The 24,839-nt window shown below is 50.5% G+C and carries 23 protein-coding genes; 18 read left to right on the top strand and 5 right to left on the bottom strand.

Going from position 1 to position 24,839, the window contains the following annotated elements; all coding sequences use genetic code 11:
• Positions 1-72: 72 nt before the first annotated feature.
• From JWG88_RS10700 to JWG88_RS10685, 4 genes are all read left to right on the top strand, one after another.
• A complete protein-coding gene (locus tag JWG88_RS10700) occupies positions 73-636 on the top strand; it encodes a flavin reductase family protein (protein ID WP_205233718.1) in 564 nt (187 codons plus the stop codon).
• Positions 637-926: 290 nt separating this feature from the next.
• Complete coding sequence (locus JWG88_RS10695) at positions 927-1,403, top strand: TRAP transporter small permease subunit (RefSeq protein WP_205233717.1); 477 nt, start codon at positions 927-929, stop codon at positions 1,401-1,403.
• 17 nt (positions 1,404-1,420) lie between these two features.
• Positions 1,421-2,737, top strand: coding sequence for a TRAP transporter large permease (locus JWG88_RS10690; RefSeq protein WP_205233716.1), 1,317 nt, complete (start codon positions 1,421-1,423; stop codon positions 2,735-2,737).
• A gap of 234 nt (positions 2,738-2,971) precedes the next feature.
• Positions 2,972-4,015 (top strand): TRAP transporter substrate-binding protein, encoded by a 1,044-nt coding sequence (locus JWG88_RS10685; protein WP_205233715.1) that lies wholly within the window; start codon positions 2,972-2,974, stop codon positions 4,013-4,015.
• Positions 4,016-4,286: 271 nt separating this feature from the next.
• On the opposite strand, the gene JWG88_RS10680 is transcribed toward JWG88_RS10685, so the two are convergent.
• Together JWG88_RS10680 and JWG88_RS10675 are read right to left on the bottom strand one after the other, a co-directional pair.
• Positions 4,287-4,769 carry an NUDIX hydrolase gene (locus JWG88_RS10680; RefSeq protein WP_205233714.1) on the bottom strand — a complete coding sequence of 161 codons (483 nt, stop codon included), beginning with the start codon at positions 4,767-4,769 and terminating at the stop codon, positions 4,287-4,289.
• A gap of 229 nt (positions 4,770-4,998) precedes the next feature.
• Positions 4,999-6,186 carry a cystathionine gamma-synthase family protein gene (locus JWG88_RS10675; RefSeq protein WP_205233713.1) on the bottom strand — a complete coding sequence of 396 codons (1,188 nt, stop codon included), beginning with the start codon at positions 6,184-6,186 and terminating at the stop codon, positions 4,999-5,001.
• A gap of 568 nt (positions 6,187-6,754) precedes the next feature.
• Here JWG88_RS10675 and JWG88_RS10670 point away from each other — a divergent pair.
• From JWG88_RS10670 to JWG88_RS10645, 6 genes are all read left to right on the top strand, one after another.
• On the top strand, positions 6,755-7,882 hold the full coding sequence (locus tag JWG88_RS10670; protein WP_205233712.1) for an MlaE family ABC transporter permease: 1,128 nt from the start codon (positions 6,755-6,757) through the stop codon (positions 7,880-7,882).
• A gap of 2 nt (positions 7,883-7,884) precedes the next feature.
• The gene (locus JWG88_RS10665; RefSeq protein WP_205233711.1) at positions 7,885-8,709 is read left to right on the top strand and encodes an ABC transporter ATP-binding protein; all 825 of its coding nucleotides are present in this window, start codon (positions 7,885-7,887) and stop codon (positions 8,707-8,709) included.
• 149 nt (positions 8,710-8,858) lie between these two features.
• Positions 8,859-9,842 (top strand): MlaD family protein, encoded by a 984-nt coding sequence (locus JWG88_RS10660; protein WP_205233710.1) that lies wholly within the window; start codon positions 8,859-8,861, stop codon positions 9,840-9,842.
• Between the two features lie 197 nt (positions 9,843-10,039).
• Positions 10,040-10,711 carry a PqiC family protein gene (locus JWG88_RS10655; protein ID WP_205233709.1) on the top strand — a complete coding sequence of 224 codons (672 nt, stop codon included), beginning with the start codon at positions 10,040-10,042 and terminating at the stop codon, positions 10,709-10,711.
• A gap of 485 nt (positions 10,712-11,196) precedes the next feature.
• Entirely contained in the window at positions 11,197-13,683 is a 2,487-nt protein-coding gene (locus tag JWG88_RS10650; RefSeq protein ID WP_205233708.1) for a Lon protease family protein, read from the top strand.
• A complete protein-coding gene (locus tag JWG88_RS10645) occupies positions 13,673-14,512 on the top strand; it encodes a universal stress protein (protein ID WP_205233707.1) in 840 nt (279 codons plus the stop codon). The genes JWG88_RS10650 and JWG88_RS10645 overlap by 11 nt, the downstream gene beginning before the upstream one ends.
• Here the strand turns inward: JWG88_RS10645 and JWG88_RS10640 are convergent.
• A complete protein-coding gene (locus tag JWG88_RS10640; protein ID WP_205233706.1) occupies positions 14,484-14,687 on the bottom strand; it encodes a hypothetical protein in 204 nt (67 codons plus the stop codon). The genes JWG88_RS10645 and JWG88_RS10640 overlap by 29 nt on opposite strands.
• Positions 14,688-14,700: 13 nt before the next feature.
• Here JWG88_RS10640 and JWG88_RS10635 point away from each other — a divergent pair, with 13 nt between their 5' ends.
• Entirely contained in the window at positions 14,701-15,525 is an 825-nt protein-coding gene (locus JWG88_RS10635) for a DUF169 domain-containing protein (RefSeq protein ID WP_205233705.1), read from the top strand.
• Positions 15,526-15,549: 24 nt separating this feature from the next.
• On the opposite strand, the gene JWG88_RS10630 is transcribed toward JWG88_RS10635, so the two are convergent.
• Both JWG88_RS10630 and JWG88_RS10625 read right to left on the bottom strand, forming a co-directional pair.
• Positions 15,550-16,053: an isoprenylcysteine carboxyl methyltransferase family protein gene (locus JWG88_RS10630; RefSeq protein WP_205233704.1), complete on the bottom strand. Its 504-nt coding sequence runs from the start codon at positions 16,051-16,053 to the stop codon at positions 15,550-15,552.
• A complete protein-coding gene (locus tag JWG88_RS10625) occupies positions 16,050-17,096 on the bottom strand; it encodes a type III polyketide synthase (RefSeq protein WP_205233703.1) in 1,047 nt (348 codons plus the stop codon). The genes JWG88_RS10630 and JWG88_RS10625 overlap by 4 nt, the downstream gene beginning before the upstream one ends.
• Positions 17,097-17,321: 225 nt before the next feature.
• On the opposite strand from JWG88_RS10625, the gene JWG88_RS10620 reads away from it, so the two are divergent.
• The 7 genes from JWG88_RS10620 to JWG88_RS10590 all read left to right on the top strand — a co-directional run bounded on the left by JWG88_RS10620 (position 17,322) and on the right by JWG88_RS10590 (position 24,822).
• The gene (locus tag JWG88_RS10620; protein WP_205233702.1) at positions 17,322-17,981 is read left to right on the top strand and encodes an SGNH/GDSL hydrolase family protein; all 660 of its coding nucleotides are present in this window, start codon (positions 17,322-17,324) and stop codon (positions 17,979-17,981) included.
• A 242-nt stretch (positions 17,982-18,223) separates the two neighbouring features.
• Positions 18,224-18,754, top strand: coding sequence for a hypothetical protein (locus JWG88_RS10615; RefSeq protein WP_205233701.1), 531 nt, complete (start codon positions 18,224-18,226; stop codon positions 18,752-18,754).
• Between the two features lie 82 nt (positions 18,755-18,836).
• On the top strand, positions 18,837-20,612 hold the full coding sequence (locus tag JWG88_RS10610; protein ID WP_205233700.1) for an HD domain-containing phosphohydrolase: 1,776 nt from the start codon (positions 18,837-18,839) through the stop codon (positions 20,610-20,612).
• Between the two features lie 223 nt (positions 20,613-20,835).
• On the top strand, positions 20,836-21,906 hold the full coding sequence (locus tag JWG88_RS10605) for a 4Fe-4S dicluster domain-containing protein (RefSeq protein ID WP_205233699.1): 1,071 nt from the start codon (positions 20,836-20,838) through the stop codon (positions 21,904-21,906).
• Positions 21,906-22,763: an FAD/NAD(P)-binding protein gene (locus tag JWG88_RS10600; protein ID WP_205233698.1), complete on the top strand. Its 858-nt coding sequence runs from the start codon at positions 21,906-21,908 to the stop codon at positions 22,761-22,763. Before JWG88_RS10605 ends, JWG88_RS10600 begins: the two co-directional genes overlap by 1 nt.
• Before the next feature lie 15 nt (positions 22,764-22,778).
• Entirely contained in the window at positions 22,779-23,588 is an 810-nt protein-coding gene (locus JWG88_RS10595; RefSeq protein ID WP_205233697.1) for an NADH-quinone oxidoreductase subunit B family protein, read from the top strand.
• On the top strand, positions 23,578-24,822 hold the full coding sequence (locus JWG88_RS10590) for a Ni/Fe hydrogenase subunit alpha (protein WP_205233696.1): 1,245 nt from the start codon (positions 23,578-23,580) through the stop codon (positions 24,820-24,822). The genes JWG88_RS10595 and JWG88_RS10590 overlap by 11 nt, the downstream gene beginning before the upstream one ends.
• Positions 24,823-24,839: the final 17 nt, after the last annotated feature.

Below are 24,839 nucleotides of genomic sequence, written 5' to 3'. Positions count from 1 at the left end.
TCTTTAAAAAAACCCGAAGGATATATTTCCATTATTTTTAATAACAGTCAGCCTTAGAGAGGATAGAACGCTATGGAAAAAACACCAATAGACAGCAACGCCTTTGTTTACCCGATGCCCATGGTTCTTGTCGGGGCAATGGTGGCCGGCAAGGCTAATTTCATGGCTGTGGCTTGGGTTACCAGGGTTTGCATGAAGCCGCCGCTGCTGGTGGTTGCTCTGGGGGGAAGGCACCACACCAATAAGGGTATAGAAGAGAATGATGTCTTCAGCGTCAATATTCCGAGCACTGCGCTGATAACGAAGACAGACTACTGCGGTCTGGTTTCTGGAGGAAAGACGGATAAATCACAAATGTTCGATATTTTTTACGGTGAACTGGAAAAAGCACCCTTGATCAGTGAATGTCCTGTCTGCATTGCCTGCAAAGTGTATGAGAAGGTGCAGCTTCCTGCTGATACTCTCTATATCGGTGAAATCATCGACGCCTATTCTGAAGAACGCTATCTCACCGACGGTAAACCCGACATCCGCAAGATTGATCCCTTTACCCTTAGCATGCCGGACAACAACTATTGGAAAGTGGGTGAAAATGTCGGTAAAGCTTGGAGTGTCGGCAAGAATCTGAAAGGGTGAGAGGGAATGATACACCTGAAAAAGAGCGTGAAAGAATCAAATACATTTCTTCAGGACATGATTATATTTCACTGAAAGTGCGGCTTTATCGATCAGTGAATCTTGATTTTTTTCATTAAGGCAGATCATTAACTATTCAAATCCTCTTGATATCCGAACAAAAAAAATATAGGCTATTCGAAAGTGAGCGGGTGCTCAACGCTGGTATTGCCGAAGTCTTTTTCTGGCTGAATGTGCTAATCAGTAGGATATTGCCGTCCAGGCTATTTTAAATATAGGCGAGGAATCTTATGGAGCGATTTGGAAAGCTGGTCTCACTTCTCATTCTACCTCTTATCGCTATTATCGTGTATAGCGCTCTGATGTCGTATTTTTTCAAATCCCCTCCTATGTGGACATTCGAGATGTCCATGTTCTTTTTCGGCTCTTTTTTCATGCTTGGCGCGGCGTATTGCCACCTGGAGAAAAAGCATGTGGCTGTTGATGTGCTCAGTCGCCATCTTCCCGTTAAATACCAAAAGGCCCTCGGCATCTTTACAGAGGTCGTTGTGCTTTTTGTGGCCCTCGTTTTTATTTATGTCAGCGTTCCCACTGCCTGGCAGGCGACTCTTATCGGGGAACGGTCGGTCCACCAGACTCCATTCAACCCCCCGGTCTGGTGGTTCCGGTGGATTATTCCAATTTCCTGCGCCTTGATAGCATTGCAGGCCTTTGTGGATATTCTTGCTCTTATATTGAAAAAACCTGATAATACGTCGTCTCGTTGATATAACAGGAGATTTTTATGGTTGGTGAATCGGCCCCTCTTATCATGTTTCTGGCCCTGTTCGTTCTGCTTATCGCAGGCGTTCCCATCGCTTTTTCACTTGCCGCGGTGGCAATTGTGTTTTCCTATTTTCTGTGGGGGCCGGGTGCCCTGAGTATTCTGGTTTCCGCAGCCTGGGGGACGATGAACAACTTCGTCATAATCGCTGTTCCCCTGTTCATTTACATGGCATATGTCCTCCAGAAGACCAATGTTGTCGAGGATCTCTATGATACCTTTTATAAATGGTCGGGGGCCTTACGGGGTGGTCTCGCCATAGCGACAATTCTGGTCGGCGCGGCCCTCGGGGCTGTTTCGGGTGTAGTGGCAGCCGGGGTTATCGGCCTGGGACTCATCGGCCTTCCGCAAATGCTCAAGCACGGCTACAACCGCAGGGTTGCTCTGGGTTCGGTATTGGGGGGAGGAACCCTTGGCCAGCTCATCCCCCCCAGTACCAATATGGTCCTCTACGGCGCTGTAACAGGTGTTTCCATCGGTGGACTCTTCGCAGGAGGTATTTCCGCAGGTGTTCTGCTTGCCTCGCTGTATATCGTTTACGTGTTAATCAGGGGGCTGATCGATCCCTCTTTCGCTCCTGCACTCCCGCCGGAGGAGAGGGCCACCTGGAAAGATAAAGTTCTTTCCTTAAAAAGCGTCTTTTTTCCGTTGCTCCTTGTCGTTATCGTTCTTGGCTCCATCCTTCTGGGAATGGCCAGCCCCACCGAAGCAGCGGCATTCGGCGCTGCCGGCGCCCTCTTTATCGGACTGGTAAAAAGGCGGCTGACCTGGGATATAATCTACTCTTCCTGTTATGAGACTCTCAGCGTTACGGCCATGGTTGGTTGGATGATGATCGGGGCAACTGCCTTCGGTTCGGTTTTTTCCGGTCTCGGCGGAAACGCTCTGGTGGCTGATTTTGCCATGAATATGCCGGGCGGGGCACATATGGTCTTTGTAGTCGCGGCACTTTTCGTCTTTTTCATGGGTATGTTCCTCGAACCCGGCGCCGTTATTTTTCTTGCTGTTCCTATAATTGCGCCCATCCTTGCCAATCTTGGATTTGAACCGCTATGGATTGGCCTCGTCATTAATGTCATTCTGCAGAGTGCCTATATTTCCCCGCCTTTCGGGTTCAGCCTTTTCTACCTGCAAGGATGCGCACCTGCCGGCATAGATATAATTGAGATCTACAAGTCCAGCGTGCCTCTTCTGCTTCTGCAGGTGATATGTGTTGCATTGATTTTCATTTTTCCTCAAATCGTTTTGTGGTTACCAAAGTATCTGCTTAATCTATAACTTTTTGAATTCAGCTTAAAGGAGGGACGATGTATATGGTGAGGTGACAGGAGTGCATGGTTGAGTAAAGGATGAGCGGCGCCAACGCGCATGAAATTATTGCAGGCTGCACTGGAAATCGGGGAATTTCTGTTACACCTGAGACGAAAAAATCCCGGGCCGGCGGCTTGGACAAGAAGGCCGTTTCACAAGGAGCCTGCACTGAACACTATTCAAAAAGGAAAGTATAAAGCCATGAAAAAGACTCTAATGATTTTTGTTTCGGTATTTGTGTTGATGCTGGGAACACAGACAGCTTTTGCTAAAGTGAAATGGAGACTGGTGACGCATGCCATGCCCGGAACAGAACAGCAGCGAATAGCCGAAGTGTTCTGCGAGACGGTGGAAACCCTCTCGGGGGGAGAGATTTCCATTACCCCTTACCCGGCCGGTGTACTTTTCCCTGTTTTTGAGACCTTCGACAGTCTTGCCAACGGCATAGTGAATGTCGGTATGGTGTATAGCGCCTATTGGCCCGGCAAAGATCCACTCTTTAATTTTACCACTCAGCCGGGCTCTCCCCTGAGCACCTACGCCGAAGGCGCCTACCTTATTGAAAAACTCGAGCCCTGGTTCGAAAAACTCTATGCAAAGCACAGAATGACCTATCTGGGGCACGCCATGGTGAGCCCGATCTATGAGCAGCTTATGGCGGTTGTTCCCATCGATTCCATCGATAAGCTGGAGGGTTTGAGAGTTCGTTCTTCCGGTATGGGAGGAAAATTCTATCAGGCTCTAGGGGCTACCACAGTTTCTCTTTCCGCTCCTGATATCTATACGGCTTTCCAGACCAAAGGCATAGAGGCCGCGGAATGGACATTCTGGGATGAAAACATGCGGATGGGATTTCACGAGGTCGTTTCCCATGTGCTCGATCCGGCCGTTCATAACGGAACCACTGAATACTTCCCGCTGGTGGTAAACACCCGCAGCTGGGAGGCCCTTACCCCGGAACAGCAAGACATTATAATCGCAGCTCGGGACAGAATCCGCTATCTATCCGCCATGGTGTATAACCGGGAGATTATGGCCCGTGAGCAATGGAAAGAAATGCCCAACATCAATATAGTCAGCTGGAGCCCAAAAGACGAAGCGAGAGCCCGCAGCATCGGCCACAAAATTGTCTTCGAGGAGGCGCAGAAAAGCCCTGAAGGGCAGGAATTCCTGGAAATCTACCGTTCCGTCCTCTGGGATCTCGGCCACAAGGAAGATGCCAAGGAGCTGGGCTATAAAGAGTAATGCTGGAAAAAGGAAGGGCCGCCTGCGAAGCAATGAGAACTTTCTCACATTCTTCGAGCATGTTATTTTGCTTCGTCTGCTGCGGTTCTTCTGTCTCCGGATCTGGCAGCCCCTTTCCAGCCCGTGTGCAGCATAGCACAGCAAAAAGCAATGAGAGAATTCTTTCATTGCTTTTTGCGTAGATAGCAGGCCTGATAGCTCATAAGTCATTGAATTTGCAGAGTTGGCCCACTGCGATAAGCGCAGACTTCGAGAAACACCAGGCGCAATGCTATTCTTCTCGGTCCAAAATGACACAGAGCTGATCCAGAAAGCCTGTCTGTCCTTTGAGGATTTTTTCGTATGCGATCCTCACCGGAAACCACTCTGCACGATCAACTTCCGGATATTCAGCCTGTTTTCCTGAATGGGGCGGCCATTCAAGCCTGAAGGTATTGCTCCGTATGGTGGAAGCATCGCAGTCACCTTCAGCCGCCCAGGCATGGACTGTTTTGCCGCCGGGCTGTTTTAACGGAGCGAGCGCAATAAATTCTTTCCGGCGGAGCAGCTTTTCGATGTTGAAGCCTGTCTCTTCCCTGAATTCCCGTTGCGCCGCTGACAGCGGTGTCTCGTCTTCTTTGAACTCTCCTTTGGGTATAGACCAGCAGCCTGTATCCTTTTTCGCCCAAAAAGGTCCTCCCGGATGAACCAGAAAAACTTCAAGTTTCTGGTTCCTATACCTGAAGAGCAGGATACCCGCACTTTTTGCAGCCATTGTAAACCTCATCCTGATGAGCCTGATATGGCAATGGCAATATCATCCCCTTTTAATGTTATGATTTTCGGTGTTAGGTCTTTGGTAGTCTGATGAAAAAATTAAAATCTAATCACCCTGAAACTCAGCATCCCCTGGCCTTGAGCTGAGGATCAGGGGTAATCAGGAACTAAAATATCATTCAAGATGATCCGGCTCTGCAAAGTAGATCGATCTTCTTAGGAGTCCATCATCCAAGACGTGCCAGGGCTCTTTGCAGATCCTCTTTGAGGTCCTCGGCGTCCTCGATGCCAGTTGAATAGCGGATCAGACTTTCCGGGATGCCCATCGCCGCCCGTTCCTCTTCTGAACATTCGACATGGCTGGTGGTAGCGGGTGGTCCGACAATGGTTTCGACCGCGCCGAGATTGGCAGCGGCATGGGCGTAGCGGAATCCGCCGATCACCTTGCCTACGGCGGCAAGAGTTTCCTCCTTGAGCATAAAGCTGAGCATGGCGCCATAGCCTGACATCTGCTTTCTCGCGATTTCATGGCCTTCGTGGGTCTCTAGACCGGGATAGTAAACCGTTTTCACCTGAGGATGGGTCTGCAGATATCTGGCGATCTCCAGTGCATTTTGATTTTGCCGCTCAATTCGCAGCGCCAGTGTTTTCATGCCCCTGAGGATAAGATAGGCGGACATGGGATCAAGTGTGGCGCCGTTTATTTCACGGTAATGATATACCTTGTCGATCAAATCCCTGCGGCCGCAGACCACACCGGCCAGAGCGTCTGCATGACCGCCCAGAAACTTGGTGGCGGAGTGCAGAACCAGATCTGCCCCAAGTGCCAGAGGCTGCTGGTTTATCGGGGTGGCGAAGGTATTATCGACCACAACCACTGCGCCGGCCTTTTTGCCTGCTCTGCTGAGACGCTCAAGGTCGATAATTTTAATGGTCGGATTGGTCGGCGTCTCCAGATAGAGCAGGTCGCAGCCTTTGCGTATTTCATCCTCTATTGCTTCATGATCCGTGGTGGGGCACAAGCAGACTTCGACATTGAAGCGGGGTAGGAATTCCGTAAAAATTTTATTGGTTCCCCCATAGGTATCCTTTACCGATACAACCCGCTGACCGGGTGCCAGCAGGCCAAAGAGAACACTGCTGATTATACCCATACCGGTGGCGGCGCTGGTGGCGGCCTCGGCTCCTTCAAGACAGCGGATTTTTTCTTCGAAAACTGCAACGGTCGGGTTGGTATTGCGGCTGTAGATATGACCTTTCTTAAGGCCTAGAGCAACCTGCTGCCACTCGTCGATATCCTTATACCCAAAGGAGACGCTGTGTACAACCGGCACTTGCGTCACATTTGACATTATGTATTCTTCCTCGCCTGCCCAGACAGAGGATGTACTCTTTCCCGTTCTATGTTTCTTCATGTTCAAAGCTCCTCAAGCAATCCAGCTTGTTAAATAGTTTTTCCGACATGGACGGTTCCGGGGTATTTCGAACACCTTTCTCCACAGGTTCACAGGTCTAGCCGAAAGCTCCGGGAGTGTGACCTGGAAAGTTCTCTGCGCGCTTCCTGCAGAAAAGATCAGGTTCGGAAACCCGCAAAGCTATCGCGGTAAAAATTTGAAGAGAGGACAGCGCGGAAACAGCCGAAATTATAGTGCGTCACAATGTAGCACAGGTTTTTCCGCTCAGTGTTACAATATTTACGCTTTCACGGCAAGATTATTCATTAGATCGAACCAGGAGCGGGGCTAATCCTGTGAAGATGCCAAAACCCATGGTGCTCAGCTTTCTTGGAATAAGCGGTGCCGCATTGCGGGCCGCGGTGGTATAATGACTTAGAGTCTGGCAGAAGTATAATCACGATCTCTATGGATTATTTTAGAAATTGGGCTTGTTGATTACGTGTTCGACCCTTATTTTTTGCTAACAACGGAAAAGCAAAGGCACAGGCTGAGCAGGATTAGACCGGAGGATGAGCAGAAACAAATCATGACCACAAGTATCTTCGAGATCGATACAGCGCCGGACGACACTCTTCGACTGACACTGGCCGGAGAATGGAAGCTGGGAAATGTGCAGCCTTCAGCGCAAGGCCTCCTTGAGCAGCTCGAGGAACGGAAGGTGAATCGTGTTACCTTCGATACCAATGAACTTGATGATTGGGACAGCATGCTGCTGGTATTCATCACCAGGATTTCCGAGGCCTGCAGTCGCCATAAAGTCTCCATGGACCAGTCTGGATTGCCGGCAGGAGTCCGCCGGCTCATGGTGCTGTCTTCCCCGGAAAATCAGCGCACCGGAATAGCGCACGGCGCGGAACGCCAACCTTTCCTGGCGCGCATTGGAGGTATAACTCTGGAACTGGCCGCAAGTGTGCAAGAAGCACTTGCCTTCATCGGTGAAGTGACGCTGGCCCTGTTCAGGCTGTTGCGGGGCAGGGCAGGCTACCGGCGCATCGATCTGATCCTTAATATTCAGGAAGCCGGAGTGCAGGCGCTTCCCATAATTACACTTATCAGTCTGTTGATCGGCATGATCCTTGCTTTTATAGCTGCTATCCAGTTGAAGCTTTTCGGTGCGCAGATCTATGTCGCCGATGTGGTGGGAATTGGTACGGTGCGGGTTATGGGTGCGGTAATGGCCGGGGTGATAATGGCGGGCAGGACCGGTGCCGCCTATGCCGCGCAAATCGGCACCATGCAGGTCAACGAGGAGGTGGACGCCCTCCAGACTCTAGGCTTGTCACCGATTGAGTTCCTGGTGCTGCCGCGGGTGCTGGCCCTGACGCTGATGATGCCCCTGCTCTGTGTCTATGCGGACCTTATGGGAGTACTGGGTGGGATGACGGTGGGGGTTGGAGTGCTCAATCTGGGAGCTGTGGAATACATGAATCAGACAAGAGCTGCTATATCTTTAACTGATTTCAGCGTCGGGCTGTTCCACAGTTTTGTATTTGGGATTCTCATTGCTGTTTCGGGGTGCCTGCGCGGCATTAAATGCGAGGGGAGCGCTTCCGCCGTGGGCAATGCCGCCACCTCAGCGGTGGTTACAGCCATTGTCGCCATGGTAGTGGCTACCTTGATAATCACTCTGTCCTGCCAGGTCCTGGGAATATAAATATGACGCCGGCAGAATCGAATGACCAACACGATGTTCTTGTTGAGGTTCTGAATCTGGAGATCTCCTACGGCAGTTTTGTGTTGATGCATGATCTCAACTTTACCATCAATCGGGGGGACATCTTTGTCATCATGGGAGTGAGTGGCAGCGGCAAGAGTACCTTGGTCAAACAAATGATAGGACTTAAGCAGCCTGCAGGGGGGCGGATAATCTATGACGGCGTCAGTTATTGGGAAGTTGAAGCCCGGGAGCAGAATCGGCTCAAGCAGCGTTTCGGTATTCTCTTCCAGGGCGGGGCGCTGTGGAGTTCCATGACGCTGGCGGAAAATGTTGCCCTGCCGCTGGAGCATTATACTATGCTGTCGTCGAAACAGATTCGTGAGTTGGTGTCATATAAATTGTCATTGGTAGGGCTGGCAGGTTTTGAAGACTTCTATCCCACCGAACTGAGCGGGGGCATGAAGAAAAGGGCGGGGTTGGCACGGGCGATTGCCCTCGATCCGGATCTGCTCTTTTTCGATGAGCCTTCCGCCGGTCTTGATCCGATCAGTGCTCGGCTTTTGGATGATCTTATCCTGGAATTGCGGGAAAGCCTTGGCACAACGGTGGTGATGGTGACCCACGAGCTGGCCAGCATCTTCGCGATCGGCACTAATTCGATTTTTCTCGATGCGGACCAAAAAGGAATAACTGCTTACGGAGATCCCAAGCGGCTTCTCAGGGAGTCGCGCAACCAGAAAGTGATCAAATTCCTGACACGGGGAGAAAGCGGACAGAACGAAGAAAGTAGAGATGAAAATGGACGGGACGAAGACAGACACTGACTGTCCCGGCCGGGCTGGATAAAAGCGGTACGCCACTAACCCAGCGGAGTTGGATAATGGCCTTGGCCTTACTGCCAAAAGCTGTCACGAAAAACAAAAAAAGATGTATTAGTTTTTGTGAATCAGGTACTAAAAAGCGGGGAATGTGCATGGCCGGAAAGCCAAATAAAACAGCGATCGGAGCATTTATTCTCGGGGCAGTGGGGTTGTCCTTCGCCATGATACTTCTTTACGGCGGGGGCAAGCTATTTACCGAGCGGTATGTTTTCATAACCTATTTCGATGGGTCCGTCAAAGGGCTGAGCGAAGGGTCTCCGGTGATGTTTAGAGGAGTGAAAATCGGTTCGGTAAATGACATCAGCATCACTGTTGTTCCTTCGACTTCGGGCTTGAAGATCCCGGTAACCTTCTCCCTTGAACCGGCCAAGTTCGAGGGAGCCGAACTGGCAATGAAGGATGATCCGGAGTCGATACAGATGGCGATCAAGGAATATGGTATGCGGACACAGCTGCAGACCATGAGTTTTTTGACCGGACAACTCATGGTTGCGCTTGATTTTTTTCCCGATAAGGAAGCCAATTATGTGGGGATCAGTGAGGAACATCCAGAAATTCCCAGCGTCCCTACGCCGCTGGAGGAGTTGCAGAGAACCATCGAAACTCTCCCGTTCCGGGAAATGATCGAAAATCTGAACAGTACTCTTGCCAGAGCCGACGGGCTACTAAAATCTCTTGAAAACAGGCAGACCCTGCAGAGTGTAGAGGCCGCTGTTTTGGATTTCCAGATCCTGGTGAAGCATATCGATGCACAGGTAGACCCGTTGATGGAAAATCTCACCCAAACAGCCGGTTCTGCAGAAGATACTTTCAAAGAGGCCACGGTAACGTTGGCCCAGGCCCGGGAAAGCATCAGAAAACTGGAGACGTCCGCCCAAGAGACACTTGCGTCGGCCCAGGCCGCACTGAACCAGTCTGAACAAATAATCCAGAATTATTCCGGTGATTCACAGCTTGTCACCGAGATGACTATGACCTTGCGGGAGTTTTCGGAAACAGCCCGCTCATTTCGCCGACTCACCGATTATCTGGAGCGTCACCCGGAGGCGCTGCTCCGCGGTAAATCCGGCTACTAACCCAAACTTTTCATGAATAGTGATTTTTCGCGTTAGTGCGGAATGTTTTTTCATTTTACAGAGTGTAATCATAAACAAAACAGCTTTTTTACCTTTCGGGCGAGCCTGGCAGGCATGTCCAGTGTTATCACGAGCTAGTGATCTCTCCCCCTTAAGCCTGCCGGACTCGTGAAATATCCGGGCCAAGGAGAATAAACATGAAGAAGATTTTTTCTTTACTGCAGGTCTCGATTGTCTGTCTTTTGTCCCTTGCGCTTGTGGCGTGTACAACCATGTCACCCTCAGTCAGTTTTTATACGGTAACTCCTCTTGAAGAGGGCGACAGCGGACGATTTTTCGCGGAAGGAGTATACCCGCTGGCGATCAGGGTCATGCCGGTTGAGATTCCCGACCACCTGGATCGGCCCGAAATAATGACAAAAAAGGGTCGGAATACAGTGGAGCTCGCTGAATTTGACCGCTGGGCGGGCTCATTTAGAGATAGCATCACTGCTGTACTTGCGGAAAACCTTGGCCTGCTTCTGGGTTCCGATCTGGTTTATGTACAACCCCCCTTAGACATCAGGGAAGTTGATTATCGTGTGGCAATGACGATTATCCGGCTTGATTCCCGGCTCGGCGACCAGGTGCTTCTGAAAGCGAAATGGACGGTTTCCCCGGTCCGGGACAAATCAACGGCTGAGACACAATTATCAACCTTCATCGTAAGGCTGGCGGATGAGGATTATGAAACATTGGCTGCGGGAATAAGTCAGGCCCTGGGACAGGTGAGTCGCCAAATAGCAGAAAAGATCATTACCCTGTCGGATGGACCATCGGGGACACCTGATCTGCGGCCTGATAAGATGCCGCGGAAACGACCGGAATAGGAATTTTTTATATTCAAAGATCCGATTACCTTTGAAACCCATCATTTTCTGGCCAGGCCGGAGTGCTCTTTTCATCGGCACGCCATAAATCCGTCCATGGGGGCTTCGCTGCAGCCATCCGGGCTGCAGAGACCATGAAAAGAGCAGTCCCGACCTTGAGTTGAGGGTTAGCTGCAGTCTTCTTCTAAGAAGGTTTCCGGAAAATCTGAGGTTTACCGGATTATCAGCTTTTGTGGTTTTTTCACAAAGGCCCATCGACTCGTTTGATAATCAGGCAAAGTATGCATATCATTATTTTTATATCCATAAAAATAAAAATCTGCTGTTGTTCCAATAAGAATACCTTCTTTATTTTCGTTTGTACCTGCTGCCTTTTCAGTACCTTACAGATTGTTTTTCTATTTTTTTGTGCAGAAAACAATCTTTCTAAAGGTTCTTATCCAGTCCAGCTGGGTTAGAATACTTACATAAAAGGGGGATATGCGATGTCGGTAAAACGATTGGAAGTAGACCAAGTTTTTCATGCCTGTGATCTTGACAAATTTACCTTCAATACCACGGCAGATCTTGAACCTATCGAATCACTGAGCGATGCGCTTGGCCAGCCCAGAGCCGTCGAATCCCTTAGGTTCGGCTCCGGAATGCAGCATCATGGGTATAATATTTTCGCTCTGGGGCAGCCGGGCACTGGTCGCCACTCCATGGTCGAGCAGGTTCTTAAGGGTCAGTTCAAAGACGCCCCTTCTCCGGATGACTGGTGCTATGTGAATAATTTCGAAGATCAGTCCCGGCCGAAAACGCTTCGACTCCCGTCAGGTAAAGGTGCTGGTTTTGTCAAGGATATGGAGAAAATGATCAAGGATGCCAGGAATGCCTTGAAAGCGACTTTCGAAAGTGAGGAATACCAGAACCGGGTGCAGTCGGTGGAGGAGGAGTTAAAGGAAAAGCAACAGAAGGCCTTTGAGGAAATGAATAACCGGGCCAGGGAAAAAGGACTGACAATCGTACGTACCCCGGCCGGCATTGCCTTTGCCCCGATCAAAGATAACGGTGAGGTCATGCCGCCGGATGAATATCAGCAGATACCCGAAGATGCCCGCCACCGCTATGAACAGGAAATGGAAAATCTTCAGACTGAATCCCAGAAAATTTTTCAGAAAATTCCGCAATGGCAAAAGGAGATTCGGGAAAAACTGGAAAAACTCAATAGGGAAGTTGCCGAATATTCGCTTTCGGAACTCATCAATGGCCTGAATTCTCAATACGGTGATATAGCCTGCATATCAGAACATCTTGAATCACTTAAAAAAGATATCATGGAGAACCTCCAGACATTTCTCACGGGAGGACAGCAGCAGCAACAGACGGGGCAGCTTGCCGGGTTACTGCAGCAACAGCAACAGCAGCAGATTCTCTCCGGTGATGAGACCGATATGAATAGACCGGCCATGAGACGCTACAAAGTCAATCTCATCGTCGACAACAGCAAGCAGGAAGGTGCACCCATCATATTTGAAGACAATCCCTCCTATGCCAACTTGGTCGGCAAAGTTGAGCATATGTCGCAGATGGGGGCATTGATCACGGATTTTAACCTGATCAAATCAGGATCACTGCACCGGGCCAATGGAGGGGCGTTGGTAATCGATGCCCGCAAGGCTCTGACTCATCCGGGTGCCTGGGAAGGTTTGAAGCGCGCTCTCAAATCGGATTGTATAAAAATAGAATCGCTGGCGGAAATGTACAGTCTGCTCAGCACGGTTATGCTTGAACCCCAGCCGATTCCCCTGAACGTGAAGGTGGTCATTATAGGTGAACCTTTCATCTACTACATCATTCAGCAGATTGACCCGGAATTTTCCGAACTCTTCAAGGTAGCGGCCGATTTTGACGTTCAGATGGAAAGAAGCGACGCCAATCAGGATGCCTACGCCCGCCTGCTGGGCAATGTCGTTGCCAACAGGAACCTGCTCCATTTTGATAAAAATGCCATCGGACGTGTTATTGAGCAAAGCTCCAGGATGATGGAGGACGGAGAGCGTTTGAATATTAAAATCAGAGATATAGACGATCTGATGATGGAGGCCGATTACTGGGCAAGGCAAAATGGCGGCGATATAGTAAAAAGAGATGATGTCCAGAAGGCGATCGATTCTAAAATCCATCGTTCAGACCGGCTGCGCCAGCGCATTCACGAAGAAATTCACCGCGGCACTCTGCATATAGAGACGGAAGGTGCCGCTGTCGGGCAGGTCAATGGTCTTTCCGTGATGATGCTCGGCGATTTTGCCTTTGGCCGTCCCAGCCGAATCAGCGGCAGGGTGCAGATAGGCAAAGGCCAGGTCATCAATATCGAGCGTGAGGCCAAATTGAGCGGGCCGCTCCATTCCAAGGGCGTCCTGATTCTCACGGGATTTCTGGGTGCACGTTATGCCAGGGAAAGACCGTTGTCGTTAAATGCTTCGCTTGTTTTTGAACAGTCCTATGGAGGAGTGGACGGAGACAGTGCTTCTTCGACCGAACTCTATGCCCTGTTGTCCGCTATCTCGGATGTTCCCATTAAACAGCAGTTTGCGGTCACCGGATCGGTAGATCAATACGGCCGGGTTCAAGCCATCGGCGGGGTCAACGAAAAGATCGAAGGCTTCTTTGATGTCTGCAGCAAAAAAGGACTGAGTGGAGATCAGGGAGTATTGATTCCGGCCACAAATATAAAAAACCTGATGCTCAGGAAAGATGTGGTGGACGCCGTTGGCAAAAATGATTTCCATATCTATCCCATAGAAACCATTGATCAGGGCATTGAACTCCTGACCGGTATGCCGGCAGGAGAGCCGGATGAGCAGGGCAGCTACCCTAAAGATTCGGTAAATGGACGTGTGCAGGAAAAACTTCAGGAATTTGCCGATAATATGCGTAAATTCGGCAAAGGGACGGAAAACAATGAGCAGGGAGGCAAAAGTGAGTCCTGAAAACCGCAAAGTCATGATCAGGAGGATACTGGTTCCCATTGATGAATCGACCCACAGCCGGGCAGCTCTGGAAGCAGCGGTTGCCATGGCTGCAGCCCTGCAGGCGGAAATCAACGGTCTCTTTGTGGAAGATGTCGAGATTCTGGAGATTTCCCGGCAGCCATTTTTCCGGGAAGTCCGTACCTATGAGTACAGTGGGAAGGAGGGCGGTGAAATAGAGAGGGATCTCAGGCTCCAGGCGGAGCGCATCCGCAGATGGATTGCGCGATCTGCAGGCAACGCGGAGGTAACCTGGAAATTCGAGGTCAGACGGGGCGGAGTAAAAACCATTATCCTGGAACAGTCGGCAACCGCCGATCTTACCATCATGGGCAGATTCGGCCGTACCGTGTTCAAGTCGACCATGGGTTCCACGGTTCGGCACCTCATTTTACACGGGCGTGGGCTCACCATGCTGATCGATGAACGTTTCCGGCTGATCCCCCCCATTCTGTCGACATTTATCGATTCGGAAATCGGTAAAAGAGCTTTGGAAATAGGAGTAAATGTTGCGCGGCTCATTCAAAGCCCTCTGGAAGTGCTGATTCCTGCGGAAGACCATGAACATTTCCTGGAATTGCAGAAAAAGGCGGAAGCTTTGCTGGAAGGGGTCGAACTGCGCCAAAATTATCATCCGGTTCATGCTCCTGCATCCCTGGGGCTGACAGCAGCGCTTCAAGCCAAGCAGCGGCAGTTGCTGGTTTTGCCGGGAGATGCTGCAGATCATCATCCAGAGGATCTGGTGGAATTAATAGGCCGGATCAGAAATCCTGTGCTGCTGGTGCGCTGAATTTTATATCATCATCTTTGCTAAGCCCCTGATGGTTGACTCCATATTTTGTAATTACGGTACGATGCCTGAGCAAAACTTCAATCTGGTGAACCACAATCCCGGTCATGTTTAGCTTGAGTTGTAAACGTAAATAAGCAATAATGCCTACAGATTCTTTGATGACATTTTTCAATCTGGGGGCAACCATGAAAAGCGGAATAGCGCAAGAGCTGCAGATTCGGCATGAGCCGATAGGAATTGTTTTCACCGATGATAAACCAGAAGCCGCCCGGCAGTTTCAGGAAGGGAAATGGGGCTGTACCATGTTTATGCTGGCCGCCGCCTTAAAGGGAGAGACTGTGGTCTTCGATCAAAACACCTGCGGCTGTCAGGGTGGAGGGACCGGTCTGGGATTCGGCAATCAATACACTGTTTTTCCCGGCGGCCAGGAATGCTTCAAATATTTTCTGTCCACCGGCAACGAACAATGGGAGGAGGGAAGAGCGGCAGGCGAGAAAGTGAAGCCGTTTATGCGCCCGGATGCCTACAACCATTTCATGCATGGAGAGAGGTATAAAAAGTCTCCGGAGCTTGTCGGAAAGTTTATCGAAAACCTGCCGATCACCACGGTCCCCACTGAATTTGTGGTGTTGAAACCCCTGAAAGAGATCGATGAGGCGAAAGAAGACCTCCGTGTTGTGTCTTTTTTCGGCAACATGGATCAAATATCGGCACTTACTGTTCTTGCCAATTACGGACGCGAAAATAATGAGAATGTCGTCTTCCCCTTTGCCGCCGGTTGTCAGTCCATAGGCATATATCCCTATCGGGAGGCTGAACGGCCGGAGCCCCGAGCGGTTCTGGGATTAAACGATATTTCTGCCCGGGTCTATCTCAAGCGGATACTGAAAGACGATGTAATGAGTTTTGCTATGCCGCTCTCTCTTTTTAAGGAGATGGAATCCAACCTGGAGGAGAGCTTCATCGGTGGTGACACCTGGGAACAGTTGAAGTCTCTGGGGGGCAAATAGTTGCTCCAGATGCACATCTCCTGTTCAGCCGTCAAGTGCTCGTTCTTCGGCTGGAATCCGGATGAAAATGAGCAGGGATGCATTAGCAAGAGAAAAAGCGGCGGCCGTGTACCAGGCCCCGAGCAGAACAGGTATTGCGGCAATTTCAATACATACCGCAATGTAATTGGGATGTTTGAAGTAGCGATAGGGTCCTGAGGATACAGGCGAAAGTCCGGGGATGATCAGGATACGTGTATTCCATCTCCTGCCGAGGCTGGCGATGGCCCAGTAGCGAAGAATCTGAGCCGCCAGAATGGCAAGAGCTAAGAACGGCCATCCTTGCGGAACAGGTGGCTTCAGCAGGAACCATTCAAGGTTGAACGAGAGAATCCACAGGCTGTGCAGTACGATGAACAGCGGGAAATGTTGGGCGCCGTATTCTCTGGCCCCCTGTGCCAGGGCCCAGAGATAATTTTTCCGTGAAAGTACAAGTTCAAAGAGACGCTGGATAATGATGGCCAGGGTGACGGCAAAGAGCAATGTCATATCTTCTTCAGCAAAAGCTGATCGTAACTGAAGCCCGGGCCCAGGGCGGACATCAGTGTAAGGCCGGGTTTGACGCCGCCGTTAGTCAGCATGTCGTCGAGAACGAAAAGGACGGTGGGGGACGACATGTTGCCGTAGTCGCGGAGAACCCTGTAGGAAGCGGCAAGATATTCTGCCGGTCTGCCGATCACTTCCGAAAATGCCTCCAGGACTTTGGCCCCTCCCGGATGTGTGACAAAGGAAACAATTTCTGCCGGTGAGATATCCCACTTGCGGCAGGCAGCCTCTATGGCGGCTGGAATATGTTCTCGAACAAAGGCAGGGATGCTGCGGGAAAATAATACCTTCATTCCCGTATCGGTAAAATCCCAGCCCATGATATCCCTGGTATTATCAAACAGGCGGTGAAAAGAGCCCGCAATCTCAAGGCCTTCTCCTTCCTCTCCGACAACTACGGCAGCGGCTCCATCGGCAAAGAGCGAGGTTCCTATCAGATTGGCTTTGGAAAGATCGTTTCGCTGGAAGGTAACGCTGGAAATTTCCACGGCAATAAAGAGAATGGGCGCCGATATTACCGAGCTGATTTCGGCGGCTCTGGCCAGTCCCGATACTCCGCCGGCGCAGCCGAGACCAAAGAGAGGGAGGCGGAGGGCTTCAGGAGCTAAGCCGATTTCCTGCATCAGGACGGCATCGAGGCTGGGCGTCATCAGCCCGGTGCTTGAGGCCACCACTATTCCTCCGAGGGCCTTTGCCTCAACTCCGGCCCGTTCCAGTGCCTTTATGCCGGCTTGACGGGAGAGTATAGTCGCTGTTTCAGCATAAACACTGTTGGTTTCACTGAAGGTGTGATGTTCTGCATACCACTGCGGTTCCCTGACAAGATGGCGCTGAGATATATGAAGATGATCGAATACACGCAGAAGACGATCCAGACTTTTGACACTTCCTGAAAATAGTCCCCTGACCACCTGCCGCACATGCTCCTGATCACAGACATGCTCCGGCACCGCCGTGCCAACACCCTGAATGCGGATATTTTTCATACGATCCAATCTTCTGGAATCTGACTCTCCCCAGAATGGGAAATTCTCGAAGAAAACTATATTCGCCGAAAAAAAATGAAAAGCGGGATGTGTTTTTGGCGCTTGGCGCCTGAAAAGTAACGACTCGAACATATCACCGGGTTCTGCTATAATTGTATCATGAAACCTGCTGACAGATGAAACGGAAATGTCTGGGAGAAGATATTTCCAACATATCCATAGGCAATGATAGCTGATAAAACCAGATATAAAAATGCTCGAGCGGATGAACGGGAAATTGTTGCCGTCGGAGACAGCCATTCTCTGCGATGTTTTGAGAACCATAATAGAATTGCAGATTCAACTTTCTATCATGGCCGTAACAGACTCGATGGCAAAACCGCCTTCAAGCTTGCAGACCACGACAGAAGAGTCCAAAAGATCCTCTCGCCCTTGATGGACAAACACCTGATCTTTTGCTTCGGTGAAGTTGATGTTCGCATCCATATCAAACACCAGCATATACGCACGGGAACTCCGATCGAATCCCTTATCGGGAGAACCGCGAAAAGGTACACCGAGTATGTGCGGCAACTGAGGAATCAGGGACATGATGTTCATGTATTTAATGTGGTCCCTACCGGTGATTTTCGAGGTCTGCAGTTCGAAGGCTGGAAAAAAAAGCTGACCTACCCGTTTATCACCGCTTTTGCCGAACGGCAGAAATACACGCTGCTGCTTAACCGGCAGCTCAGGCAATATTGCGATGCGGGTAAGATACCGTTTATAGATATCTACAGACATCTTATCGACGATGCCGGAAAGCGGAGGGAAGAGCTTATCTACGATTTCTCTCATCTCAATGCGAAGACAGCAGACATTTTACTGGAACATTATCAGTTTTGACGGATACGGAGGTCCGGTTTGCACTGCCTTCTCATCCCGGCAGTGGGGTGGGCTCCTTCCCGTCTGTTGCTTAAAGTGATTCTTGTTCCCGGAGGAGATAAGCGATATATATAAACTATACATGCAGCATTTCAAAAGCCTGTCAAGAACTTGTGATGCCGATTTTTTGCAGCGTTTGATACTGCTAAACTTCTTATCCAGCTCCGCTGGGCTAGCCTATATGAACTCCTGGAGGAATCACCATGAGCGCCATTTTTCTGCGGGTGAAATTGAGGATGAGCATTTCTGCTATTCTTTTATCAGGAAGTGTATTGGCGCTGTCACCGATATCTGCAATTGGTGAGGGCAATCATGCCTGTGATTATCTGAGTAAAAATGAAGTGGTAAGGGTGATGGGCTCCGAAGTTGCTGAAGTGGAGGCACAGTCTGAAAATCCAATGGGGCAGAATATCTGTTTTTTTGATATCCCCGCGGATATGGCTGTTCGTTTTGCGCAACTGCAGATGTTTCGCTCATCCTGGGCCAAAATTTCCGGTGCTGGCTTCACTGCTTCCGCCATGTTCGAAAACAATATGAGCTTTCTTGATAACCTGCAGGAAATTTCAGGGGTCGGAGAAAAGGCCTACTGGGGAGGGTCTGGATTAAAATTGGGTGCCGGTCTGCATGTTTTCTATAAAGATTCATATTTCACAGTTATGGTTGCCACAGGCGATGATGAGAGAAACCTGAAAAAATCGAAAGAGCTTGCCTCTGTAGTAATCAGTAAGATATGACGGATTCGTAAAAAGTATCCACGCAGCTCTCAGACTCAGATGGCCAGCTATACCTAGAAGTGTCGGATTTCGGGGTACGTCCATGTCTGTAAAAATATTCATCCTTACAGTCCTTCTGGTCATTGCGGTATCCCAACCATTTCATCAGGGATATCCAGTGGATCGGCCTCCCGAGTTTTCCTCCCTCAGGAATACGTCGATTCTTGTTCTTCACTCCTATGGTCCTGATTATGGCTGGACCGTTGAGGTCAACAAAGGCATCATGACCGTGCTCAGGAGCCTTGACTGGACCAATACCGTACGCGTCGAATACATGGACAGCAAAAATATCTTTGATGAACAATATCTACAGGAGCTGGCTGAACTTTATTTAACAAAATATCAGATAGTGCATTTTGACGGAGTTATCGTGTCCGACAATAATGCTTTGAATTTTATAGAAAAATATGGAAAAACGCTTTTTCCTTCAGCTACTTTCGTAGCAACAGGAATAAACGGTGTTGATTCGGTTGTGCCAAACACAATTGCTTCGAGCGTGATAATCGAAAAAGCCGATCATGCCGAAACCCTGAGGCAGGCTATGCGACAGAATCCCGAAGCGAAAAACGCCTATGTAATCTATGATTCTTCCACTACCGGTTATGCGCTTCTTGAAGAAGTTGTGGAACTCTTACCCCAGTTGTCGGCGGATATTGAAATTAATATCGTTTCGCCCATGGCCTTTGAAGAGTTGCTGTCCCATGTCGCCACAATTGATGCTGATGACTTCATCTATCTGCTGCCTTATGTCAGCGATGGAACGGGCAGATCATTCAGGCAGGGGTATGTGGCAACCTTTCTCGCCCGCAGAACCGGTATACCGATCTATGGCTCCTGGCAATTCCAGATTGGCGAAGGCCTGGTGGGAGGCCGTGTTCTCTCTGGCTTCAGGCAGGGGGAGAAGGCCGCACAGTCTCTTATTGCTTTATTGGAAGGAATCAGGGATGGGTCCATGTTTGTGGAGCCATCCTCGTCTTTCAGGAATTTGTACGACTACAACGTTCTGAAGTTGCTGCAGATCCCGCTGGAGCGTCTTCCTGATGAGGTGGAGTTTCTGCATAAGCCTCCGTCGTTCTATGCGACCCATAAGCAGATTCTCATTCCTGCCGTGCTTATAATTAGTGTGCTCACCGTATTTTTGCTGCTGCTCCTGCAAAATCGTATCAAACAACTCAACATAAATAAAAGAGATCGTGCTATAATTGATCTCAACAGGGAAATCATCGAAACTCAGCGCGAATTGGTAACTATTCTGGGGGAGGTAATCGAGAACCATTCGAAGGAAACAGGAAATCATGTCAAACGTGTAGCAAAAATTTCACGTTTTCTTGGGGAAATGGCGGGCCTGTCTGAAGAGGAACTGGAAATTCTGGAGGCAGCTTCTCCGCTACATGATGTCGGCAAAATAGGGGTCTCAGAGCGCATCCTCCATAAGCACAAGAAATTGACGGACAAAGAGTTCGAAAGAATGAAAAAGCATACGACAATAGGCCGGGACATCCTGCAGACCTCAAACCGGAAACTCCTTGCCTCTGCCCGCTCGATTGCCTATCAGCACCATGAACGATGGGACGGTAACGGATATCCCAATGGATTGAAAGGGAACGAGATCGATATCTTCGCCAGAATCACCATGCTGGCCGATATCTACGACGCACTATCATCGGAAAGATCGTATAAAAAGGCCTGGCCGGAGGATAAGGTGGTTGAATATATCCGCTGCAATGACGGCATCTTTTTCGACCCATCTCTAGTCGCCATATTTTTGGAACATAGAGGCGAGATCCGTGAAATTCGTGAAAGATACGAGCCTGAATAAAGTAGAGAATGTGCAGTGCAGGCCTCTTTTTCTGAACTATCTTTCAATCTGCTATTACTGTTTTTATCAACAGAGGTCGCGGCAGGTGTCTCCTCAAAAAGAAGCCACCCTGTTGTGCCGTTGACATTATGCCAGCGCGACCTAACGTTTTAAATAGCCTGATGATCGGCACGTTTCTGATTCCAACTCAACCGCTCACACTTGAGCGCTCAAAAAGAAACGTATGCAACCACAGAAACATATATTGGCGTTCGACGATCTGCCGATCCTTCTTCGGCAATGGCTGCGGAGCAAAGCGGTTATCGGTCCACTTGCGCGGCAGGATCAGCCGGGGTTCTATTATTTCGACTGGATAGATCCTGCGGACGCAGATGTGGAGCGATTGGCGGAACGGTTGGCCAGTGGGTATGTAACTACCACCATCCCCCCGAAAAAAGCCTTTTTCCCAACCAGAGAGACACTATTCAATTTTGCTGCTGCCGGGCCGGTTGTCCCGAAAAATGAAGAGCATCAGGAACCTTTTCTTCTGATTGGGGTGCATCCCTGCGATCTGGCTGCCCTGAGTCTGCTCGATACCGCCTATGCCCATCCTCCCGCCGACGGACCCTGGCGGAAACGCCGCAGCCCGGCGACTGTTGTCGGTATAGATTGCCTGCCCGACCAATATTGCTTCTGCACCTCCATGGAAACATCCGGCAGTCGTGACGCCTGCGATTTGTTTTTAACTCCGATAACATCCGGGTTCCTGGCAGAAATTTATTCAGAAAAAGGTAAAGACCTGCTCCGGGGAATCCGCACGGAACCGGCGCAGCCCCGGGATATCCAGGAAGGCGAGGAATTTCTCCATAAAAAGGAGGCGGCAATTACTCTCAGTCTGCAGGCTGGATCGGAGGAGTTCGCCGAAATACTCGATACGGTGGATTTGACGGAGGTCTGGGAACAGACAGCTCAACGCTGCTATAGCTGCGGATCCTGCAATACGACATGTCCGACCTGTTTCTGCTTTGATGTGGAAGACACCTTGGACACCAATCTGACAAGCGGCAGGCGCTATCGCAGCTGGGGATCCTGCCAGCTGCTCGAATTCACCCTGCTGGCAGGAGGGGCCAATACCCGTGGCGAGCGCCGTCAACGGGTGGCACACCGATGGTATCGCAAGTTTCTCTATCTATATAAACAATTCGGTCACTCGTTTTGCACCGGCTGTGGCCGTTGCAGCCGAGCCTGTACTGCAGACATCAATATCGTGGACGTTAGCAATGATTTGATAAAAAGAGCAAAGGAGAAGAGGTGATGGTAGTCCCCGGCCTTGAAGTACCTGTCGATTATATACCTCAACAGGTCGATGTCCTGAATGTGATCGATGAAGCTCCGGGCGTGAAAATCCTGGCGCTGACGGCACCCCAAGGCAAAATGACCTTTGTTGCGGGACAGTTTGTGCAGATTTCGGTGTTCGGATACGGCGAGGCTCCCTTTACCATATGCTCCTCGCCCTCTCAAAGCGATAGTTTCGACATCTGTGTTTCTGCCGTGGGCCGGGTCAGCAATGCTCTTCACCGCCTGAAACCTGGAGACCGCGTCGGCGTCCGTGGCCCCTTAGGGCATGGTTTTCCCCTCGAGCAGGTCCTGGGCCGGGATCTGTTCTTCGTGGCAGGTGGTACCGGCATGGCCTGCCTGCGCTCCGTGATTGCCGATTGTCGGGAAAATCTCTCTGATTATGGCCGCTTGATCATTGCCAACGGCGTAAAAACTCCGGCAAAGAGGCTGTTTGCCGCGGACCTTCAACTCTGGCACGATGACGTACGGACAGAGCTTCATGAAACCGTCGACACCCCCGACGCCTCCTGGCAGGGAAGGGTAGGCGTTGTCCCTGATATAATCAAGGATGTCGATTTCGATCCGCACAATACCGTGGCCTTTGTCGTCGGTCCTCCCGTTGTCTTCCGGTTTGCCGCCCAAAATTTCCTCAACAAAGGTGTAGAAGAGAAAGACATCTATTTCTCCCTGGAAAGACGTTTTCAGTGCGGGGTAGGCAAATGCGGTCATTGCCAGGTCAATGATCTTTATGTCTGTCAGAATGGCCCCGTCTTTTCCTATTCGGAGTTGAAGTCACGAAGCGAGGCCGTTGAGGCGACGCTGCCCGATAATTAAAGGAGTGAGGTCTAGATGAGTTCAAAGCCCAGAGTCGCGTTTTTCGATTTCGCCTGTTGCGAAGGATGCCAGCTGGCCGTTCTCCGTCTTGGCGAAACCCTCTTTGAACTGCTGGAGCATGTGGAGGTAGTGAACTGGCGTGAGGTTATGACCGGAGCCTCCGATGACTACGATATCGCTTTTTGCGAGGGCAGTATCCGCTGGCAGAAGGATATCGAGCGGATACAAAAAATCCGCGAGACTGCAGATATCCTGGTATCGCTGGGTACCTGTGCCACCATCGGCTGTCACAACGCCATTCGTAATGACTGGCCGCTGGATACATTACGACAAACGGTGTACGGCGATCCAACATTTCCTGCTGGAATTATCACGGCACGACCGATCACCGCGGTGGTCGATGTCGATTATCAGACACTCGGCTGCCCGGTGAGCGCTCCTGAATTTGTCAAGGTGTTTAAAGCCATCCTGACCCGGCAGAAATATGATCCGCCGAACTCCCCGGTTTGCGTGGAATGCAAGTTGAATGATTATCCATGCGTCTATGAAAAGAATCAGGTTTGTCTCGGACCGCTGACACGTTGCGGCTGCAATGCCATCTGTACCCGTTATGGTGATGCTTGCCGGGGCTGCCGGGGGTTGGTGGACGGCGCCAATCTCGAAGGTGCGGTCAGGGCACTCGGCGCCGATGGTGCAGGACGCCACCCCATCATGGAGCGGGTGATCTCGGCGCATGGTTTGTCGGAAGCGGACATCCTCGAAATGTTCGGCACCTACAATACCTGGCCGAAAGCTGAACGCAAGGACTACCAATATGAAGATTAACATCAATCCCCTGACCCGTGTCGAGGGGCACGCGACGCTGGATATATCCGGGAACAGGGTCCGCTTTGCCGTCACCGAGGCACCGCGGTTCTTCGAAGCGCTGGTCCGCAACCGGGGGTATCAGGAGGTATCCCATATCGCTTCCCGTGTTTGCGGCATCTGCGCAATCAGCCATGCCTGCGCTGCCTTGAAAGCCACGGAGAAAGCCTTTGCCATCCAGGTAAGCCCGAGGACACAATTGCTCCGTCGCCTGGCCTGTTATGGCGAAATAATAAGCAGCCATGCACTCCATCTCTATTTTCTGGCGGGGCCCGATTTCTTCAAGGCAGCGAGCATTTTTGAACTGGCAAAAGCGGATCCGGAAATCATGCGGCGGGGGAACCGTCTAAAAGAACTGGGCTACGCGCTTTGTGATACCGTGGCCGGTCGTCACACCCATCCGGTGGCCATGCGCCTCAATGGTTTCACCTTTGTACACAACGAGGATGATTTTACCGCTTTGCGTGATAGACTGGAAAATGGCCTGGTCGATCTGCACAAAACCGTATCCCTGTTTAGCGGCCGGATACCGCAAATGGAACGGGAAACCGAGTATGTCAGTCTCCGTCATCCCCATCATTATGCCTTTTATGAAGGCGATCTCTATTCCAGTGAGGGCAAGACCGTTCCGGTTGAACAGTATCGGCAGCAGATCCGGGAAGAGGTAGTTTCCTATTCAACCGCCAAATATGCCCGCTGGCACAAGGAGAGTTATATGGTAGGCGCCCTGGCGCGGTTCAACAACAATTCCGATCAGTTGTCGCCAGGGGCGCAGGAGGCTGCAGTGCAACTGGGTCTTAAGACGCCCTGCTTCAATCCATTCAGTAATACAACGGCGCAGATCGTTGAAATGATTCACTGTGTCGAAGACTCCATAGATCTTATCGATCAATTTTTAAGCACTGATTATCCAGCAGATGCTGATATCCCGGCAGTTACGCCGATTTCCGGTCGCGGCGTCGGCGCGGTGGAGGCACCGCGGGGTATTCTCTTTCACGAATATGAATATAACGACAAGGGGAAATGCACCTCTGCCAACATGGTCATTCCCACGGCGCAGAATCTGGCAAATCTGGAGGCTGATCTCAATGCCTTGCTACCTTCTCTTGCGGGCCTGGACAAAGAGAGTACCGGCCGGCAGCTGGAAATGCTGGCCCGGGCCTATGACCCGTGCATATCGTGCTCGAGCCATTGAAAGGCGGCCAGGCCGGC

Origin of the sequence: Desulfopila inferna (genome assembly GCF_016919005.1) — a bacterium.
In the GTDB taxonomy this organism is placed as follows: domain Bacteria; phylum Desulfobacterota; class Desulfobulbia; order Desulfobulbales; family Desulfocapsaceae; genus Desulfopila_A; species Desulfopila_A inferna.
This window is presented reverse-complemented; position numbering and strand designations above follow the sequence as displayed.